Below are 18,873 nucleotides of genomic sequence, written 5' to 3'. Positions count from 1 at the left end.
CCTGCCGGGGGGAGATGTAAAGAACCAGGGGCACATCCGATGGAGCTGTAAATCGGTCAGCTCGCGATAACGGTCAAATGTGTCATACGAGATGCCCATGATTTAGCATGTTTTTGAGTTCCTCTGCCGGATTGAGCAGACCAGTTTTGTGTTTGATGATGGGATTGGTAGTACGAAGTATGGGAGCTGGCTCGTGTTTTGTATAAGGATCCGACGCCCATATCAAAATCGGTAACTCCAACCTTTCAAGCCCATGTATCAGAGCAAATTGCGACAATACATTTTACGATCTGATGTTTGTCGAGCCGTCGGTAAATCGTAACTTGTCACCGAAATCTGCCATTAATTTATCTGTTTTTTTTCTGTCGGTAATAATCATGTCAATGCTGCTCAGAGGGCAAACGTGTGAGACTGCCCGGTATCCTATCTTCGATGAGTCAGCAAGAATAACCCGGGTTTTAGCTGCCCCTAAGATGGCAAGTTTAGTAGGGATTTCAATGGCATTGACATTTGTTATACCTGCCTCAGGATGAACACCTTCCGCTCCCATAAACGCCCAGTCAGCATAAACTTCGCTAAATTTGCGCGTGGCATCCGGACCGACCAGCGTAAATGAATTTCCCGTCACTGCACCGCCTGTTACGTTCAAATTAATGGCCGGATACTGGCAGAGAAGCATGGAAATATTGAGATCGTTGGTGATCACCGTCAGATGTTTTTTCAGCGCCAGAAGAACAGCAAGTTCATAAGTCGTAGAACCATTATCAAGGATCACCGAGTCTCCATCTTTCACAAGGGACGCGGCATAATCTGCTATCGCAACCTTCTCAGCATGGTGTCGGCTCTTACGGATGCTGTAGGGCGTATCCTGCTCCTCAGTAGACAGCGCCGGCAATACGCCGCCGTGCGTCCTTATGATATGGCCGTACTTTTCAAGATAGATAAGGTCACGCCGAATTGTTGAACTGTCTACGTTAAATTCTTCAGAAAGCTGGCTGGCACTAAGATAACCAGTTGAAGCCAGCCTGGTCAGTATCTTTTCACGTCGTTCGTTAACGACCATTTCGCTCTCCTTACACGCTTACATGCAAACGATTTTATCACCTTAAGCTGGCCCTGGAAGCTCAATAACATATTTTGGTTGGGGTTTAGCTCGAAGGCCAGAAAATACAACTCTTATCACATGAATGATATCGTGCACTTGAATGCACGATATCGTGCATGTAGTGTGGCAACATTGTTCAATGCATTACCGGATTACTATCTTTCTCACCCTGGAGGCCCTTATGTCCAATCCTTATGAACTTGATATTGCTATGCAGCCTGAAGCTGTTCTGGCTCAGATTAACAATCCCCTGCCTGATAGCCTGCACCATCTGAAATTGACCGATTATGATCGGATTGTGCTGACCGGAATGGGCTCCTCTGACTACGCGCTTATTCCTGTTGAGCGAGCGCTTATTGCGGCGGGCCTGCCTGTATGGCGTATAGATGCTGGCCGCTTGCTGGATATGCCTAATCTGGTTACGGGGAATACCCTGATGTGGGCAACCTCTCAGTCAGGTATGAGTGGTGAAATTGTCGCACTTCTGAGGCAGGGAAACCGTCCAAAGACACTGATCGGGTTAACGAATGATGAAAATAGCGAGCTGGGTAAGCAGGCGGATATTCTTATCACACTGAAAAGTGGTGATGAAGCCACGGTGAGCTCAAAGAGTTATTTAAACACGCTCATTGCCTGTTACCGGACCCTTGCGGTGCTGCTGGGGCAGAGTGAAAAAGCTGTGTGCGCTTCTGTAGTCAGCGGTTTGGATACTATTAAAAATCTGGTGCCTGAACGCGACATCGTACAGCCTTTCGCTGATGCGCTTTTTCGTGCACCTCAACAGCGGGTCGCTTATATCGCTACGGGATCATATGCTTCCAGCGCGCTTACCGGCGCACTCATCACCAAAGAGGCCTCTAAGATCAGTGCTGAAGGCTTTATCGGTGGTGAATTCCGTCATGGCCCGCTTGAGACTTCTGGTGCTGGCATGCTGGCCGTCCTGCTGGGTAAACCAGGCGATGCGACGCTTGAAAAACTGGCTGCCGAAATGCAGGCGAATGGCACCACTGTCGTCACCATCGGCGAAGCACCATTTGCCGGATCTGCTTTGCTTCCCGTCCCTCAGGGCAGCGAACTTCTGCAGCTCATCTGCGGCTTCATCTACATTGAGCACCTGACAGTGGTACTGGCCAGCCGAAACGGTTTTGTTGCCGGTCAGTTCCTTTACGGTCAAAAAATCACGGTGGCAGTATGACCGGGAATATAAAAGCAGGTATCGATATTGGTGGAACGGGTACCCGTCTTATTCTGCGGGATGAAACGGGAATACTGGCGACACGCACGATCGCCACCGCGGAATTCGCCATTATTGAAAAAAAAGACCGCGTGGACGCGTTAGCGTCCCACCTACTCTCTCTGGTTCCCGCTGGTCGTATGCTGGAAAGCCTGGGTATTGGTGCAAGCGGACCAGTTGATACTACGCTCGGCATTATTAATAACCGGGATACGCTTGAGTGCTTCTCCTTTTTCCCGCTGGTTGATGAGCTGAAATCGCGACTGGGCATCAGAGTGGGGATCGATAACGACGCCGTAGCGGCCGTACTCGGTGAATACTACTTCGGTGCAGGTAAAGAAAGTAAGCGACTGCTGATGGTCACATTGGGTACGGGGATCGGTGCCGCACTTCTGGAAAACGGTAAACCATTCCGGACTGGTGACGGGCAGCATCCTGAAGCAGGGCATATTCCGATCTCCGGAAATCCGGCCACCTGTTACTGCGGATTACGGGGATGCTGGGAAACGCTGGCGTCAAGGTCATGGCTGCAGCAGAATCTTGAGTCACTTCTCCCCGACGTCGCTTTTGAAAAATATGACGTTAACTTCTACAAATCGGTGGCACTTCAGAGAGATGACGTAGCCCATGTCTTTCATCAGTACGGTAATTACCTGGGGAGAGGATTGGCGACGTTACTCACTCTGTATGGACCTGACTTGACCATTCTGAGTGGAAGCGCCGCACATTATTACCCGTTGTTCAGAGCCGGTCTGGAAGAAGCCCTCTATCGTGCTGACGCCTATGCCAGGAATAACTGTATCGTACCTTCAGAGTTAGGGGATATGGCCGGAGCTCTTGGTGCGACGATGATCCCCGAATTAGGTTAGTCGCCATTATAATAAATGACGGAGTAACATCATGGTTAGTTCCGAGTTAAATGATGGAATAAAACATCCAGCAAAAATCAGTAAATTCAGCTTTTTTATTATCATGTCCATTATAATATCATCGGTTGGCGGTATTATATTTGGCTATGACACTGGTATCATTGGTGGCGCTATTATCTTTATCGGTAGAGAATTTCAGATAAATGATTATCTGCAGGGCATTATTGTTAGTATGTCCCTGCTGGGTGCGATGATTGGTGCGCTGGCGGTAGGGCCGCTGGCTGATAAATATGGGAGAAGGAGCAACCTGTTTATTTCTGGCGTGTGTTTTGCCGCAGGCGCAGTTATTTCAGGCGTCAGCGAAAGCATCGAGTTGCTGACGGCGGCCCGAATCCTACAGGGCATCGGCGTTGGGGCATCTTCCGTACTGGTCCCTGTATATATCGCAGAACTTGCCCCTGCAAAAATACGCGGGCTTCTGGTGACGTCATTCCAGCTTATGATAACGGTCGGTATCGTCATTGCCTACGGCGTTAATACTGTAGCAGAAAGCCAGGGGGAATGGCGGTTTCCAGTCGGAGTTGCCAGCATATTCGGAGTTGCCCTTGCGGCAGGCGTATTTTTTGTAAGGGAATCCCCACGCTGGCTGATTGCCGTCAACCGACATGAGGACGCTCGCTCAACTCTGGTAAAACTACGCGGCACTGATAATGTGGAGGAAGAAATCAGGGAGACTGAGCGGTTGAACGCACTGGAGCAGGACAACATCAGATGGCGAGATTTGTTCAGTGGCCACATACGGCCAATGATCCTGATTGGTGTGCTGGTTGCTTTTTTTTCTAATGCCTGCGGAATCAATCTGGTGATTTATTTTGCTCCTAAAATCCTGCAGACCAGTGGCTTCAGCTCTTCAGCTTCATGGATCGGTACCGTTGGCCTGGGTGTCACAAATGTAATATTTACCATCATCGGAATGCTGATTGTTGACCGTGTCGGGCGCAGGCCTCTGCTCATAATCGGCGCAATAGGCCTGACAGTAATGTTGATTATTCTGGCGGTCCTGTTCTCAGTCCCTCCTTTTGAGGGGAGTGGATGGCTGGCTCTGGGAGCTCTGCTGGCTTATATCGTACTTTATGCTATTAGCCCTGGAATGCTGGGATTCCTGATGATATCCGAACTGTCGCCTTTAAGGGCCAGAGCTAAGGTGACCAGTCTTTCAATCTTTGTAATTTTTGCAACAAACCTGGTTATTGCGCTGTTATCCTTGCCTATGCTTAACGGATTGGGTACTTCGGTGACTTTCTGGCTGTTTTCCGCTATATGCGTTGCCTTTAGCGTCTTTAGTTTTTATGTTCCCGAAACAAAAGGAAAAAGCCTGGAGGAGGTTGAGGTTTATTTTAAACAAAAACATCAGACCAGATAAATTACTTATATGCAGAGTTTAATTTCATAAAGGTTTTACAGAAATGTGAAGCCTTTTTCTAATGTTAAAAGTGATACTGAATATCTGACGTATAAAGGAATGTACCGATTGGCACTGGTTTTTTCACCGATAGCCCGGTTCAGAGCCAGGGACGTTATGCACATAGCCAAATTAAGCCCAACAGGCGAGATATTTCCATCTTGATGAACGCGAACGGTATTGTGTTAATCAGCGACGGGTCGGTTATAACCGGCCTGGAGTGCCCCTCCAGCCCATCAAACCCGGTTTCCGAAAACGCTCCAGATCCCCGCTGGCGTCAGGGGCAGTCTATGTTTACTCCTGTGAATGGGGGGAGCGTTTCCATAAGGTAATGCGTTTTTTTAATCATTTTCATATTCGGGGGCAGCAAAATCTGGCCACTGTTTTAGAGTTCTTCCAGAACAATCATTCTGATTCATTCATTGGCATCCTGCCGCGTGCTATCCTTTGCCCCTTTCCGTTTTCAGCATCATGAGGTACCCCATGGAACAGCATCGCGCCGTGCGTGAACGACTTTTGCATCTTGAACAGCTGCTGCGCGATCGGCAGCAGTGGCAGGAGACGGCGCCAGCGGCTGAAGCCTTTAACAGCGATCAGCCTTTCTGTATGGATACGCTAACGCCCCACGAATGGTTGCAGTGGGTGCTTCTGCCCCGCATGCATGCACTGATCGACGCTGAACAGCCCCTGCCGGAAAGCTTTAATGTGGCGCCTTACTATGAGGTGGCGCTGGTGGAAGGTCATCCGGGGCGTGATGAGCTGTTAGCGGCGCTTCAGGCACTGGATCTGCTGTTTGCCGGAGAACAGTAATGCTGGAGATCCTGTATCAGGATGAATGGCTGGTGGCCGTCAACAAGCCGTCCGGCTGGCTGGTGCACCGCAGCTGGCTGGATCGAGATGAACGTGTGGTGGTGATGCAGACGGTACGCGATCAGATCGGGCGTCACGTCTTTACTGCCCACCGTCTGGACAGGCCGACCTCCGGCGTGCTGCTCATGGGCTTGTCCAGCGAGGTTGGCCGTCTGCTGGCCCAGCAGTTTGAAGCGCACCAGATACAGAAGCGCTACCATGCCATCGTTCGCGGCTGGCTGACGGAATCGGCAGAGCTGGACTATCCGCTGCGCGAAGAGCTGGATAAAGTCGCGGATAAATATGCCCGGGCAGACAGAGTCCCTCAGAGCGCCGTTACCCACTACCGCGGGCTGGTCACCTGCGAAATGCCGGTGGCGGTCGGGCGCTATCCCTGCGCGCGCTACAGCCTGGTGGAGATGCTGCCCAAAACCGGGCGTAAGCACCAGCTACGCCGCCATATGGCGCACCTGCGTCATCCTATTATCGGCGACACCCGACATGGCGATCTGCGCCAGAACCGCGCTGCGGCGCAGCATTTTGGCTGTAACCGCCTGATGCTACACGCCAGTGAATTGACGCTTAACCACCCGGTTACCGGTGAGCCGCTGCGGCTGGTCGCCGGGCTGGATCGAGCCTGGATGACGGCGCTGGAGCATTTTAGCTGGCGCGGCGTTCTCCCCGAGATTGAAAGGGTTGAGTTTCCCGAAGCTTATGGTCAGGATGAGGCGAGTTCGACACACGAAGGAGCGCCAGGTCATGGCTGAAGTGGGAATATTTGTTGGTACGATGTACGGCAATGCGTTGCTGGTGGCAGAGGAGGCTCAGGCCATCCTTGGCGAGCAGGGGCACCAGGTTAAGGTGTTCGAAGATCCGGGGCTGGAAGCCTGGCAGTATTATCGCAATCACTATGTGTTGGTGGTGACCTCGACCACCGGGCAGGGCGATCTGCCGGACGGCATCGTACCGCTGTTTGAGGCCATCAAAGAGATTGGCTGGCAGCCAGAGTTGAAATACGGACTGATCGCGCTTGGCGACAGCACCTACGAAAACTTCTGCGGCGGCGGTCGTCAGTTTGATGAACTGCTCCAGGAGCAGGGCGCGACCCGGGTGGGTGAAATGTTGACCATCGACGCCAGTGAAGATCCCGAGCCGGAAGTTATCACTAATCCCTGGGTTGAAGGCTGGAGCAAATTACTGTCATAACTGGTCTTTTCTGAGGCGGCGCGCTCTGCGCCGCTCCATCTTTTCTTTCTGTTCTAATGAACCCGCTATTTTCCCCGCGCCTAAGGCGATTCCACGCCATTCCGTGAAGCAACGCCCAGTCAGTTGTGCGGATGCCCCAAACAGACCGTCACAGAGTGCTGAATCTTGTGGCGCTGCACGGTGAGTGGTCATTCCCCCTTTCTTTATACTTTTTCAGGCAGGACTGCATCTGCTCAAAAATAAGCGCCGAACCACAGGGAAAAGCCCCGGCGCCACAACTAATAAATCATTCTGATTACCCTACAGGTTGTGCTGTTCAGAATGAAAAGTAGCTCAACGTCAGGCCGCGCCCTTTAACTCTGCACGGGCGCTGCTGGCGGCTATTATTCAGGAGTACAACAATGAGTACATATCAAACGGCGGAGAGCGTCGCTGGAAAGCGCACTAATGCTCGCTACTGGATAGTGGTGATGTTGTTTATCGTCACTTCGTTTAATTACGGGGATCGCGCTACGCTGTCGATTGCCGGTTCGGAAATGGCCCGCGATATTGGGTTGGATCCGGTGGGCATGGGGTATATCTTTTCCGCCTTCTCCTGGGCATACGTGATCGGCCAGATTCCTGGCGGCTGGCTGCTGGATCGCTTTGGATCCAAGCGCGTTTACTTTTGGTCCATCTTTATCTGGTCGTTGTTTACCCTGCTGCAGGGATTCGTCGATATCTTTAACGGCTTCGGGATCGTGATGGCGCTGTTTATGCTGCGTTTCCTGGTCGGGTTGGCGGAAGCCCCCTCGTTCCCGGGCAACAGCCGTATTGTCGCAGCCTGGTTTCCGGCCCAGGAGCGTGGCACTGCGGTGGCGGTGTTTAACTCGGCCCAGTATTTTGCCACGGTGATTTTCGCGCCGATTATGGGCTGGCTGACCCATGCGGTGGGCTGGAATCACGTCTTTTTCTTTATGGGCGGCTTAGGGATCATCATCAGCTTTGTCTGGCTGAAGGTTATCTATAACCCAACAGAACACCCAAAAGTTAACAAGCAGGAACTGGCCTACATCGAAGAAGGCGGCGCGCTGGTCAATATGGACCAGGCGGGCAGTAAAACGAAGACCAGCATGCGTGAAAAGATGGGCCAGATAGGCCAGCTGTTCACCTCGCGGATGATGGTAGGGGTTTATCTCGGCCAGTACTGTATTAACGCCATGACCTACTTCTTTATCACCTGGTTCCCGGTTTATCTGGTACAGGCGCGTGGAATGTCGATTCTGCAGGCGGGTTTTATCGCCTCGGTACCGGCGGTGTGCGGCTTTATCGGCGGGGTGCTTGGCGGGGTGATCTCCGACTGGCTGATGCGCCGTACCGGGTCGCTCAATATTGCGCGTAAAACGCCTATCGTCTGCGGGATGCTGCTTTCTACCTCGATGGTGCTGTGTAACTACGTGCAGGCGGAGTGGATGGTCGTGGGATTTATGGCCGCGGCCTTCTTCGGCAAGGGGATCGGCGCTCTGGGTTGGGCGGTGATGGCCGATACCGCGCCCAAAGAGATTAGCGGCCTGAGCGGCGGCCTGTTCAACATGTGCGGTAACCTTTCCGGCATCGTAACGCCTATCGCTATCGGCTACATCGTGGGCGCTACGGGGTCGTTTAACGGCGCGCTGGTTTATGTAGGCATCCACGCCCTGGTCGCGGTGTTCAGCTTCCTGTTTATCGTCGGCGATATCAAACGTATTGAACTGAAACCGAAAAACACAGGGGGAGCCCATGAGCATAGCGTCAAGCCCGATTATCAATGAGATGCGGGTAATCCCGGTGGCGGGACACGACAGCATGCTGCTGAACATCGGCGGCGCCCACGCGCCGTTTTTTACCCGCAATATCGTGGTACTGACCGACAGCGCGGGTCAGGTGGGGCTGGGCGAAGCGCCGGGGGGCGAAACCATTCGCCGTACCCTGGAGCAGGCGATTCCGATGGTGGTGGGCCAGCCAGTGGCGCGAATGAACCGGTTGGTGCAACAGGTCCACCAGGGTAACCAGTCCGCTGACTTCGACGCCTTTGGTCAGGGCGCCTGGACCTTCGAACTGCGGGTCAATGCGGTGGCGGCCCTGGAAGCGGCGCTGCTGGACCTGCTCGGTAAGGCCCTAAACGTGCCGGTTTGTGAACTGCTGGGACCGGGGCGTCAGCGTGATGAAGTGACGGTGCTGGGCTATCTGTTCTACATTGGCGATCGTCAGAAAACGCCGCTGCCCTACCAGGAAGGGAGCCGCAACGGCCATTCCTGGTATCATTTGCGTCATCAGGAAGCGTTAAATGCCCGGGCTATTGTTGAACTGGCGGAAGCGGCGCAGGATCGCTACGGCTTTAAGGATTTCAAACTGAAGGGCGGAGTGCTGCCCGGCGAACAGGAGCTGGAGTCGGCTCAGGCCCTTAAGCGCCGCTTTCCCGACGCGCGGATTACGGTCGATCCTAACGGCGCCTGGTACCTGGATGAAGCCATCGAGCTGTGTCGCGATATGAAGGATGTGCTGACCTATGCCGAAGATCCCTGCGGCGCCGAACAGGGTTACTCCGGGCGCGAAGTGATGGCGGAATTCCGCCGGGCGACCGGTTTGCCGGTCGCCACCAATATGATCGCCACCAACTGGCGGGAGATGGGCCACTCCATCATGCTTAACGCGGTGGATATCCCGCTGGCCGATCCGCATTTCTGGACCCTGAGCGGCGCGGTGCGGGTGGCGCAGATGTGCGATGAGTGGGGGCTCACCTGGGGCTGCCACTCCAACAACCATTTTGATATCTCGCTGGCGATGTTTACCCACGTAGGGGCGGCGGCGCCGGGCGAGCCTACCGCCATCGACACCCACTGGATTTGGCAGGAGGGTGAAGCGCGTCTGACCCGGGAGCCGCTGGAGATTCGCGGTGGAAAGATTGCAGTACCGCAGGGGCCGGGGCTGGGTATTGAACCGGACTGGCAGCGAATTGAGCAGGCGCATCAGCTCTACTGTTCGCTGCCCGACGGCGCGCGTAATGACGCAGGGGCGATGCAGCACCTGGTGCCAGGCTGGAAATTTGACCGTAAGCGTCCCGCTTTCGGTCGCGGATAATCTGAAGAAGGAAAACTAACAATGACGATACATCATTCCACGCCGGTCGTGACGGAGATGCGGGTGATTCCGGTTGCCGGGCATGACAGCATGTTGATGAACCTGAGTGGCGCTCATGGACCGTTTTTTACCCGCAACATTGTCATTATTAAAGATAATTCCGGACATACCGGAGTAGGGGAAATCCCCGGCGGAGAGAAGATCCGCAAGACCCTGGAGGATGCCGCCGCGCTGGTGCAGGGGAAGACTCTGGGCGAATATCGCAACGTACTGAACGCGGTGCGCCGCACCTTTGCCGATCGCGATGCCGGTGGCCGCGGTCTGCAAACCTTCGATCTCCGCACCACCATTCACGTGGTGACCGGTATTGAAGCCGCCATGCTCGATCTTCTGGGCCAGCACCTGGGCGTGAATGTGGCCACCCTGCTGGGCGACGGTCAGCAGCGCGATGAGGTCGAAATGCTGGGTTATCTATTCTACGTCGGGGACCGCAAACGTACAGATCTGCCCTATCAGAGCCAGACCGATGAGCGCTGCGACTGGTATCGCCTGCGTCATGAAGAGGCGATGACCCCGGAAGCAGTGGTGCGTCTGGCCGAAGCCGCTTATGAGAAGTACGGCTTTAACGACTTTAAACTAAAGGGCGGCGTGCTGGCGGGCAGCGAAGAGGCGGAAGCCGTGACCGCGCTGCATGCCCGATTCCCTAAGGCGCGGGTGACCCTCGATCCCAATGGTGCCTGGTCGCTGGATGAGTCTATTCGTCTTGGCAAGCAGCTGCGCGGCGTGTTGGCCTATGCCGAAGATCCCTGTGGTGCCGAGCAGGGCTACTCCGGGCGCGAAGTCATGGCGGAATTCCGCCGGGCGACCGGCCTGCCCACCGCCACCAATATGATCGCCACAGACTGGCGTCAGATGGGCCATACTTTATCACTCCAGTCGGTGGATATTCCGCTGGCGGATCCCCATTTCTGGACCATGCAGGGATCGGTACGAGTCGCTCAGATGTGCCATGAATTTGGTCTGACCTGGGGCTCGCACTCCAATAACCACTTCGATATTTCGCTGGCGATGTTCACCCATGTGGCCGCTGCGGCGCCCGGTGATATTACCGCTATCGACACCCACTGGATCTGGCAGGAAGGCAATCAGCGCCTGACGCGCCAGCCGCTTGAAATTAAAGGTGGTAAGGTGCAGGTGCCTCAGACGCCGGGGCTGGGGGTGGAGCTGGATATGGATCAGGTGATGCGTGCCCATGAGCTTTATCAGAAACAAGGGCTGGGGGCGCGCGACGATGCGGCGGCTATGCAGTATCTGATCCCTGACTGGCGCTTTGATAATAAACGCCCCTGCATGGTGCGTTAAGCTGGAGTTGCCCGGGCTGCGATGGCTCGGGCGCCGGGCCCCGGGTGGGATATGGAGCATAAGGAGCGCCGATGAAGATTGTTATCGCGCCAGACTCCTGGAAAGAGAGTCTGAGCGCGCTGGAAGTGGCTGACTGTATTGAGCAGGGCTTTCGGGAAATATTCCCTGAAGCGCATTATGTCCGGTTACCGGTGGCGGATGGCGGCGAAGGAACCGTTGAGGCGATGATTGCGGCCACCGGCGGTCGCCGGGTCGCGCTTGAGGTAACCGGGCCGCTGGGCGACAGGGTCGCAGCCTTCTACGGCCTTTCCGGCGACGGGCGCTGCGCCTTTATCGAAATGGCGGCGGCCAGCGGTCTGGAGCTGTTGCCTTTGGCGCAGCGCAATCCGTTAATCACCACCTCCTGGGGCACCGGCGAACTGATTTGCCACGCGCTGGAGGCCGGTGTACAGCAAATTATTATCGGCATTGGTGGCAGCGCCACCAATGACGGTGGGGCCGGTATGCTACAGGCGCTGGGCGTCAGCCTGCGAGATGCGCAGGGGCGGGAGCTGGAGCGCGGCGGCGCGGCGTTGGCTCAACTAAGCGCCATCGATATCAGCGGCCTGCGGCCGGGACTGGCGCATTGTCATATCGACGTGGCCTGCGATGTCACCAATCCCCTGATTGGCGAGCAGGGGGCATCGGCGGTGTTTGGTCCCCAGAAGGGCGCCACGCCGGAGATGGTGGCTCAGCTTGATGCTGCGCTGGAAAATTTTGCCCGGGTGGTACGTCAGGCGCTGGGCACGGAGATTCAAAACCTGCCCGGCGGCGGTGCGGCCGGTGGGATGGGGGCGGCGCTGCACGCTTTCTGCGGCGCCAGGCTACGTCCCGGGGTGGAAATTGTCACCGGTGCGTTGAAGCTGGAGCAGCAGGTGCGCGATGCCGATCTGGTGATTACCGGAGAAGGGCGCATCGACAGCCAGTCGATTCAGGGCAAGGTGCCGTTTGGCGTGGCGCAGGTGGCCCGCCGCCACAATAAACCGACCATCGCCATTGCCGGAAGCCTGGCCCCGGATGTGAGCGTGGTGCATCAACACGGTATTGATGCGGTATTCAGCGTGATTAACCGCATCTGTTCGCTGGAAGAAGCGCTGGATAACGCCGCAGAGAACCTGCGTGCCACGGCGCGTAATGTGGCTGCCGTGCTGGCGTTAGGGCGGCGGCTGGGGTGACTCTCCCTCTCCCTGCGAGGAGAGGGGAATAGGGCCTACTTCAACCGCTGACAGGCCTCTTTGGTCACATTATCCATCTCATCCAGCAGTTCCAGCAGTTCGGGTTCCAGCTGTTCCGGCGGCGTACCGCTGCGTAACTGCTGTTCCAGCAGAAAGCAGAGATTTTTCAGACGCGGTACGCCGCTGTAGCTACAGCTACCGTGCAGTTTATGGATGATGTCGATCAGGCTGCCAGGCTCTTCCCCCGCCAACTGGGCCTCCACGGTATTGCGCACCTCCGGCAGGAACGATAACAGCATACCCAGCATTTCACGCGCCAAATCCGGCTTATTAGCGGCCTGACGCAGCGCCAGCGACCAGTCCAGAGTTGCATTGGGATCGCTTTGGGGAACCTCATCGTGCTGCGGCGTTTGAGGCAGTCGGGTGCCGGGCTGGTAGCGCTGTAGCAGAGCGCACAGCTTCTCTTCATCGATGGGCTTCGCCAGGTAATCATTCATACCGGCGCTCAGAAGCTTCTCTTTCTGCCCCGCCATGGCGTGGGCGGTGACGGCAATCACCGGCGTTTTATTGTGCTGAGGGATCTGGCGAATCAGCTCGCAGGCGCGGATACCGTCCATTTCCGGCATCTGGATATCCATCAGCACCAGATCGAAGCCCATCAGACGCGCCTGTTCAATGGCAGCGGTACCGCTTTCACACAGCACCACATGGCGCACCCGGTCTTCCAGCAGGGCGCCGATAAGCTTAAGGTTGGCCGGATTATCGTCCACGGCCATCACCGTCATTGGCAGTCGTACATCGTCGCGGGCGACGGTAGCGGGCGGAATCAAATCGCTGTGATGCTCCAGCAGCAGCGGCATCAGCCGGGTCTGGGTGATGGGTTTAATCATACAGGCCGAAGCGCCGCCCTGTTTTAGCTGTTCGGCATTAACCAGCGCGTGACAGGGCAGGGCGAGGATCAGGCAGGGCGACATCCGGGCGGCGCTGGCAAGCCACGAATCTTCCATCGAAAGTGGCGTACGATCGGTGACCGGAACGCCAATCAGCATAAAGTCATACTGCTGTTCCGTCAGCTCTTCGAGCGAGGTGCCCCAGGTCACCTGCAGCGGCGTGCTGGCCAGCATATCCAGAGTCCCCTGGGCGGCGGCGGTATTGGGCTCAATATAGGCGAGGTGTTTGCCTGCCAGTACGCTGAGCGTGCTGTTATCCGGTATCGCATTGGGATTAAGATCCAGGTTGATATGGCACCAGAAGGTCGAGCCGCGTCCCGGCTGGCTGTGGAACGAAATATCACCGCCCATTTCGCGCACCAGCTTCTGGGTAATGGCCAGCCCCAGTCCGGTACCGCCATGGCGCCGGGAGATACTGGCATCCGCCTGACGGAAGGCCTGGAACAGTCGGGACTGATCCTTTTCCGGAATACCGATACCGGTATCGCGGATCTGTACTTCGATCTGCAGCTTGTTATTCCCGATGGCGCGCTGTTCCACCACCAGATCGATATTGCCGCTTTCGGTGAACTTAATGGCGTTACCCACCAGATTAGTCAGAATCTGCTGCAGGCGCAGCGGGTCGCCAATCACGTTATCAGGGACGTTATTCTCAATATCCAGCGTGAGCTCCAGCCCCTTATCGTGGGCGGAATGCGCCAGCAGCGTCACGGTTTCATCCAGCGCGCTACGTAACAGGAAGGGGATACTTTCAAGAATCAGCTTACCGGCTTCCAGTTTAGAAAAGTCGAGCACGTCATTAATAATGTTCAGCAGGTTATTGGCCGAACGTTCAATCGTATTCAGATGATCGCGCTGGGTGCCGGTCAGGTCGGTTTTCAGCGTCAGGCGGGTAAAGCCGATAACGCCGTTAAGCGGGGTGCGCAGCTCGTGGGACATATTGGCCAGGAACTCTGACTTAATACGGGCAGCTTCCTGGGCGCGCTTCTTCGCCAGATCCAGTTCGACGTTCTGAATTTCCATCTGCTCCAGGGTTTCCCGCAGATCGGAGGTGGCCTGATCGACGTTATGCTGCATCTCTTCATGGTAGGCGGTGAGCGACATCGCCATCGCATTGATACCGTTTTTCAGCATATCCAGTTCGCCCAGCATAAAGCCTTCTACCCGGCTGTCGAGCTGGCCGCGGCGGATGCGGTCAACGGTGTTCACCATATTACGGATGGGGCCGGTGACGTCGCGCATCAGTCGCCAGGCGAAGATCATGGCGATGCCCATACAGAGCAATACCAGCAGGGTTGATGTTAGAATTTCCTTATATTGCTGTAGCCGTACCGAACGCAGGTCCAGCTCCAGCGCTACATAGCCCAGGGTATTATTGGCCGGTTTGGCTTCGGTAATCTCCGACTCGTCTGGCGAATAGCGTTCGGAAATAATGGGCGTGCGCAGAATAATATCGTCGCCGTGTCGGGTGACCGTCAGCCGTCTGGGCTGGGGAGCACCTTCCGGTAACCTCAGCAGCGAGTGGTCGAGCTGATAATTAGAGGTGACGAACAGCCGGTTATTTTCATCGTAGACCGAAATACCGCGCACGATATCGGAATGGCGGCGATGCAGTACGCTAACCAACTGACGGATGGACTCCCGGTTGTGGAAGCTCATGCCATATTCGCTGGAAACCGCAAGGGGTTCGATAATACTGGCGCCGGCACCTTCCAGCTGGCGCTGCAGATCGTTATAGCGGTGAACCACGAAAAAGATACTGAGCAGCAGCCCGATAAGCACGGTAGGCGCCAGAATCAGTATCATCATACGTGCCCGCAGGCTGTAGTTGGTCATGAGGTTCCGATATGGGACAATTAAGAAAAATAGTAACAGGTAATACACACTCGTAATGGCGCAATTCTACTCTGCAAAGCGACGCGTGACGACGCGTAAGATCATAACCGTGGATGTTAACGATCTGGATTCTTTCGGCCAGGGCGTGGCCCGTCACCAGGGGAAGACGCTGTTTATCAGCGGCGCCCTGCCGGGAGAGCGCGTAGAGGCCGAGCTCCGTGAGGAGAAGCGCAATTATAGCCACGGCCTGGTTAAACGGCGAATGAACTCGAGCCCCGACCGGGCGGCGCCGCGCTGCCCGCATTTCGGCACCTGTGGCGGCTGCCAGCAACAACATGCCAGCATCGCACTACAGCAGCGCAGTAAGGCCAGCGCCCTGGGGCGCATGATGAAGCGCGACGTCGATGAAATTATCAGCGGAGACCCCTGGGGCTACCGTCGTCGGGCGCGTCTTAGCCTGAAATACACGGCGAAGGGGCTACAGATGGGCTTTCGTCAGGCCGCTTCGGACAAACTGGTGGATATCCGGCACTGCCCCGTTCTGGCGCCCCAACTTGAGGCGCTGCTCGAACCGCTGCGCGCCTGCTTGTCCGCACTGCAGGGGGCGAACAAGCTGGGCCATGCCGAACTGGTACTGGCGGATAGCGGGCCTCTGTTGGTGTTACGCCATCTGGCGCCGTTCAGTGCAACCGACAGAAAAAATCTGGAATGCTTTTCGCATTCAGAAAATCTTGCGCTGTTTCTGGCAGGTCAGAATGATATCCTGGAACAGCTGTGCGGTGAGGCTCCCTGGTATCAGTCGGACGGTCTACGCTTAATGTTCAGTCCACGCGACTTTATCCAGGTAAACGACGGCGTAAACCAGCAGATGGTGGCGCGAGCCATCGAATGGCTCACACTTTCCGGCAACGATCGGGCGCTCGATCTGTTTTGCGGTATGGGCAACTTTACCCTGCCAATGGCGCGGCGGGCCGGTCAGGTTGTGGGTGTGGAAGGCGTACCGGCGCTGGTGGAAAAGGGCCGGGAGAACGCGGCTTATAATCGTTTAAACAACGTAACATTCTGGCATGAAAACCTGGAGCAGGATGTTACCCGGCAGCCCTGGGCTGCCGACGGCGTGGATAAAATTCTGCTCGATCCGGCGCGGGCGGGCGCGGCTGGCGTTATTGCGCAGATCGGGCGCCTGGCCCCCGAGCGGGTGGTCTATGTTTCCTGTAACCCCAGCACCCTGATGCGCGACAGCGCGGCGCTGTGCGAGACCGGTTACCGTCTCACCAGGCTGGCGATGCTGGATATGTTTCCCCATACGGGGCACCTGGAGTCAATGGCGCTATTTGAACGACGTTAAGCGTCTGCGTTATGCAAGGCCGCGTAATAGCGGCAGCCCTTCGGGCGCAAAAGGAGAGGATAATGGTTGCGGTAAGAAGTGCACATCTCAATAAAGCTGGCGAGTTCGCCCCGGATCAATGGGTAGCGAGTCTGGGAATCAGCCCGCAGTCTTGTGAGCACCTGGCCGAAACCTGGCATTATTGTGAACAGCAGACCCAGGGACACCCTCAGGCGGAGCTGCTGCTGTGGCGCGGCGTGGAGATGGTCGAGATCCTCTCGATGCTGAGCATGGATATCGACACCCTGCGAGCGGCGCTGCTGTTCCCGCTGGCCGACAGCGGGGCGGTCACGGAAGAGGTTCTGCTGGAGAGCATGGGCCAGCAGGTGGTGCATCTGATTCACGGCGTACGTGATATGGACGCCATTCGCCAGCTTAAGGCCACCCACACCGACGACGCTATTTCGTCTGAACAGGTGGATAACGTGCGCCGTATGCTGCTGGCGATGGTGGATGACTTCCGCTGCGTGGTTATCAAACTGGCGGAGCGTATCGCCCACCTGCGGGAAGTGAAGGATGCGCCGGAAGATGAACGGGTGCTGGCGGCCAAAGAGTGCACCAACATCTATGCGCCGTTGGCCAACCGACTGGGCATCGGCCAGCTTAAATGGGAACTGGAGGATTACTGTTTCCGCTATCTGCACCCGGCGGAGTACAAAAGCATCGCGAAGCTGCTGCACGAGCGGCGCATCGACCGCGAACGCTATATCAATGAGTTCGTGGCCCGACTGCGGGAAACGATCAAGCAGGAGGGGGTTAAGGCCGAGGTATATGGTCGCCCCAAACATATCTACAGCATCTGGCGTAAGATGCAGAAAAAGCGGCTCTCCTTCGACGAACTGTTCGACGTGCGGGCGGTGCGTATAGTGGCCGATCGTCTGCAGGACTGCTATGCCGCGCTGGGCATCGTCCACACCCTGTGGCGCCACCTGCCGGACGAGTTTGACGACTATGTCGCCAACCCGAAACCGAACGGCTATCAGTCGATTCATACCGTGGTGCTGGGGCCGGAAGGCAAAACGGTGGAGATCCAGATCCGCACCAAACAGATGCATGAAGAGTCGGAGCTGGGGGTGGCGGCCCACTGGAAATATAAAGAGGGCGCCGCCAGCGCCGGGCGCTCCGGCCATGAGGATCGCATTGCGTGGCTGCGTAAGCTAATCGCCTGGCAGGAAGAGATGTCCGATTCCGGCGAAATGCTGGATGAGGTGCGCAGCCAGGTCTTTGACGATCGGGTCTACGTTTTTACCCCGAAAGGCGATGTGGTGGATCTGCCCGCAGGCTCTACGCCGCTCGATTTCGCCTATCACATTCACAGCGATGTGGGGCACCGCTGCATTGGTGCCAAAATTGGCGGGCGTATCGTTCCCTTTACCTACCAGCTGCAGATGGGCGATCAGGTTGAGATTATCACCCAGAAGCAGCCTAACCCGAGCCGCGACTGGCTGAACCCGAACCTGGGTTATGTGACGACCAGCCGCGGTCGTTCCAAAATCCACGCCTGGTTCCGTAAGCAGGATCGCGACAAGAATATCCTGGCCGGACGTCAGATACTGGATGACGAACTGACCCATTTGGGCATTGGGCTGCGCGAGGCGGAAAAACTACTGCTGCCGCGCTACAACTTTAACGAGCCCGACGAGCTGCTGGCGGCCATCGGCGGCGGCGACATTCGGCTTAACCAGATGGTGAACTTTCTGCAGGCGCAGTTTAATCAGCCGAGCGCCGAGGAGCAGGACGCCGAAGCTCTGCGTCAGCTGCAGCAGAAGAGTTATGCGCCTCAGGGCCAGAACCGGCGTCGGGATGACGGTCGGGTAGTGGTGGAAGGGGTCGGCAATCTGATGCACCACATTGCCCGCTGCTGCCAGCCGATTCCGGGTGATGAGATCGTCGGCTTTATTACCCAGGGGCGCGGTATTTCTATCCACCGCGCTGACTGCGACCAGTTGACCGAGCTGCGCGCCCACGCGCCGGAGCGTATCGTCGATGCGGTCTGGGGCGAAAGCTACTCTGCGGGCTATTCGCTGGTGGTTCGGGTCACCGCCAACGATCGCAGCGGGCTACTGCGCGATATCACCACCATTCTGGCTAACGAGAAGGTGAACGTGCTGGGAGTGACCAGCCGCAGCGATACCAAACAGCAGCTGGCGACCATCGATATGAATATCGAAATCTATAACCTGCAGGTGTTAGGACGGGTACTGGCCCGGCTTAACCAGCTACCGGACGTCATCGACGCCCGACGCCTGCACGGCGGATAACATAAGACCTCCCCTCTCCTGGGGAAGGGGCTCCGTATT

The 18,873-nt window shown here is 56.3% G+C and carries 14 protein-coding genes and 1 pseudogene; 12 read left to right on the top strand and 3 right to left on the bottom strand.

Features of this window, described 5'->3' with window-relative positions:
• Nucleotides 1-51: 51 nt before the first annotated feature.
• Together FEM41_RS25110 and FEM41_RS00330 are read right to left on the bottom strand one after the other, a co-directional pair.
• Nucleotides 52-181, bottom strand: a pseudogene (locus FEM41_RS25110) (IS481 family transposase); the annotation flags it as partial.
• Between the two features lie 102 nt (nucleotides 182-283).
• A complete protein-coding gene (locus FEM41_RS00330; protein ID WP_138093147.1) occupies nucleotides 284-1,063 on the bottom strand; it encodes a DeoR/GlpR family DNA-binding transcription regulator in 780 nt (259 codons plus the stop codon).
• Nucleotides 1,064-1,286: 223 nt separating this feature from the next.
• Here FEM41_RS00330 and FEM41_RS00325 point away from each other — a divergent pair, with 223 nt between their 5' ends.
• From FEM41_RS00325 to FEM41_RS00280, 10 genes are all read left to right on the top strand, one after another.
• A complete protein-coding gene (locus tag FEM41_RS00325; protein ID WP_138093144.1) occupies nucleotides 1,287-2,300 on the top strand; it encodes an SIS domain-containing protein in 1,014 nt (337 codons plus the stop codon).
• The gene (locus FEM41_RS00320) at nucleotides 2,297-3,208 is read left to right on the top strand and encodes an ROK family protein (protein ID WP_138093141.1); all 912 of its coding nucleotides are present in this window, start codon (nucleotides 2,297-2,299) and stop codon (nucleotides 3,206-3,208) included. Before FEM41_RS00325 ends, FEM41_RS00320 begins: the two co-directional genes overlap by 4 nt.
• Before the next feature lie 31 nt (nucleotides 3,209-3,239).
• Nucleotides 3,240-4,631 (top strand): sugar porter family MFS transporter, encoded by a 1,392-nt coding sequence (locus tag FEM41_RS00315; protein WP_138093138.1) that lies wholly within the window; start codon nucleotides 3,240-3,242, stop codon nucleotides 4,629-4,631.
• Between the two features lie 522 nt (nucleotides 4,632-5,153).
• Nucleotides 5,154-5,480 (top strand): YqcC family protein, encoded by a 327-nt coding sequence (locus tag FEM41_RS00310; RefSeq protein WP_138093135.1) that lies wholly within the window; start codon nucleotides 5,154-5,156, stop codon nucleotides 5,478-5,480.
• Complete coding sequence (truC, locus tag FEM41_RS00305) at nucleotides 5,480-6,286, top strand: tRNA pseudouridine(65) synthase TruC (protein WP_138093132.1); 807 nt, start codon at nucleotides 5,480-5,482, stop codon at nucleotides 6,284-6,286. Before FEM41_RS00310 ends, truC begins: the two co-directional genes overlap by 1 nt.
• Complete coding sequence (locus FEM41_RS00300) at nucleotides 6,279-6,725, top strand: flavodoxin (RefSeq protein WP_138093129.1); 447 nt, start codon at nucleotides 6,279-6,281, stop codon at nucleotides 6,723-6,725. Before truC ends, FEM41_RS00300 begins: the two co-directional genes overlap by 8 nt.
• A 401-nt stretch (nucleotides 6,726-7,126) precedes the next feature.
• The gene (locus FEM41_RS00295; protein ID WP_138093126.1) at nucleotides 7,127-8,515 is read left to right on the top strand and encodes an MFS transporter; all 1,389 of its coding nucleotides are present in this window, start codon (nucleotides 7,127-7,129) and stop codon (nucleotides 8,513-8,515) included.
• Nucleotides 8,484-9,824, top strand: coding sequence for an enolase C-terminal domain-like protein (locus tag FEM41_RS00290; protein ID WP_138093124.1), 1,341 nt, complete (start codon nucleotides 8,484-8,486; stop codon nucleotides 9,822-9,824). The genes FEM41_RS00295 and FEM41_RS00290 overlap by 32 nt, the downstream gene beginning before the upstream one ends.
• 21 nt (nucleotides 9,825-9,845) lie before the next feature.
• Complete coding sequence (gene gudD / locus FEM41_RS00285) at nucleotides 9,846-11,186, top strand: glucarate dehydratase (protein WP_138093122.1); 1,341 nt, start codon at nucleotides 9,846-9,848, stop codon at nucleotides 11,184-11,186.
• 71 nt (nucleotides 11,187-11,257) lie between these two features.
• Complete coding sequence (locus FEM41_RS00280) at nucleotides 11,258-12,400, top strand: glycerate kinase (RefSeq protein ID WP_138093119.1); 1,143 nt, start codon at nucleotides 11,258-11,260, stop codon at nucleotides 12,398-12,400.
• Between the two features lie 35 nt (nucleotides 12,401-12,435).
• Here FEM41_RS00280 and barA read toward each other — a convergent pair whose 3' ends face one another.
• A complete protein-coding gene (gene barA, locus FEM41_RS00275; RefSeq protein WP_138093116.1) occupies nucleotides 12,436-15,186 on the bottom strand; it encodes a two-component sensor histidine kinase BarA in 2,751 nt (916 codons plus the stop codon).
• A 55-nt stretch (nucleotides 15,187-15,241) separates the two neighbouring features.
• Between barA and rlmD the strand changes: the two genes are divergently transcribed.
• On the top strand, nucleotides 15,242-16,534 hold the full coding sequence (gene rlmD, locus FEM41_RS00270) for a 23S rRNA (uracil(1939)-C(5))-methyltransferase RlmD (protein ID WP_138093113.1): 1,293 nt from the start codon (nucleotides 15,242-15,244) through the stop codon (nucleotides 16,532-16,534).
• A 62-nt stretch (nucleotides 16,535-16,596) separates the two neighbouring features.
• Entirely contained in the window at nucleotides 16,597-18,834 is a 2,238-nt protein-coding gene (gene relA, locus FEM41_RS00265; RefSeq protein WP_138093110.1) for a GTP diphosphokinase, read from the top strand.
• The last annotated feature ends 39 nt before the right edge of the window (nucleotides 18,835-18,873 follow it).

This window comes from Jejubacter calystegiae (assembly GCF_005671395.1).
Lineage (GTDB): Bacteria > Pseudomonadota > Gammaproteobacteria > Enterobacterales > Enterobacteriaceae > Jejubacter > Jejubacter calystegiae.
The sequence above is the reverse complement of the archived record's forward strand: the minus strand, read 5'-3'. Positions and strand labels throughout refer to the sequence as shown.

Excerpts from the sequence above, each read along its gene's own strand:
- FEM41_RS00330 (WP_138093147.1), bottom strand. The coding sequence starts at position 1,063 with ATGGTCGTTAACGAACGACGTGAAAAGATACTGACCAGGCTGGCTTCA.
- FEM41_RS00325 (WP_138093144.1), top strand. The coding sequence starts at position 1,287 with ATGTCCAATCCTTATGAACTTGATATTGCTATGCAGCCTGAAGCTGTT.
- FEM41_RS00320 (WP_138093141.1), top strand. The coding sequence starts at position 2,297 with ATGACCGGGAATATAAAAGCAGGTATCGATATTGGTGGAACGGGTACC.
- FEM41_RS00315 (WP_138093138.1), top strand. The coding sequence starts at position 3,240 with ATGGTTAGTTCCGAGTTAAATGATGGAATAAAACATCCAGCAAAAATC.
- FEM41_RS00310 (WP_138093135.1), top strand. The coding sequence starts at position 5,154 with ATGGAACAGCATCGCGCCGTGCGTGAACGACTTTTGCATCTTGAACAG.
- truC (WP_138093132.1), top strand. The coding sequence starts at position 5,480 with ATGCTGGAGATCCTGTATCAGGATGAATGGCTGGTGGCCGTCAACAAG.
- FEM41_RS00300 (WP_138093129.1), top strand. The coding sequence starts at position 6,279 with ATGGCTGAAGTGGGAATATTTGTTGGTACGATGTACGGCAATGCGTTG.
- FEM41_RS00295 (WP_138093126.1), top strand. The coding sequence starts at position 7,127 with ATGAGTACATATCAAACGGCGGAGAGCGTCGCTGGAAAGCGCACTAAT.
- FEM41_RS00290 (WP_138093124.1), top strand. The coding sequence starts at position 8,484 with ATGAGCATAGCGTCAAGCCCGATTATCAATGAGATGCGGGTAATCCCG.
- gudD (WP_138093122.1), top strand. The coding sequence starts at position 9,846 with ATGACGATACATCATTCCACGCCGGTCGTGACGGAGATGCGGGTGATT.
- FEM41_RS00280 (WP_138093119.1), top strand. The coding sequence starts at position 11,258 with ATGAAGATTGTTATCGCGCCAGACTCCTGGAAAGAGAGTCTGAGCGCG.
- barA (WP_138093116.1), bottom strand. The coding sequence starts at position 15,186 with ATGACCAACTACAGCCTGCGGGCACGTATGATGATACTGATTCTGGCG.
- rlmD (WP_138093113.1), top strand. The coding sequence starts at position 15,242 with ATGGCGCAATTCTACTCTGCAAAGCGACGCGTGACGACGCGTAAGATC.
- relA (WP_138093110.1), top strand. The coding sequence starts at position 16,597 with ATGGTTGCGGTAAGAAGTGCACATCTCAATAAAGCTGGCGAGTTCGCC.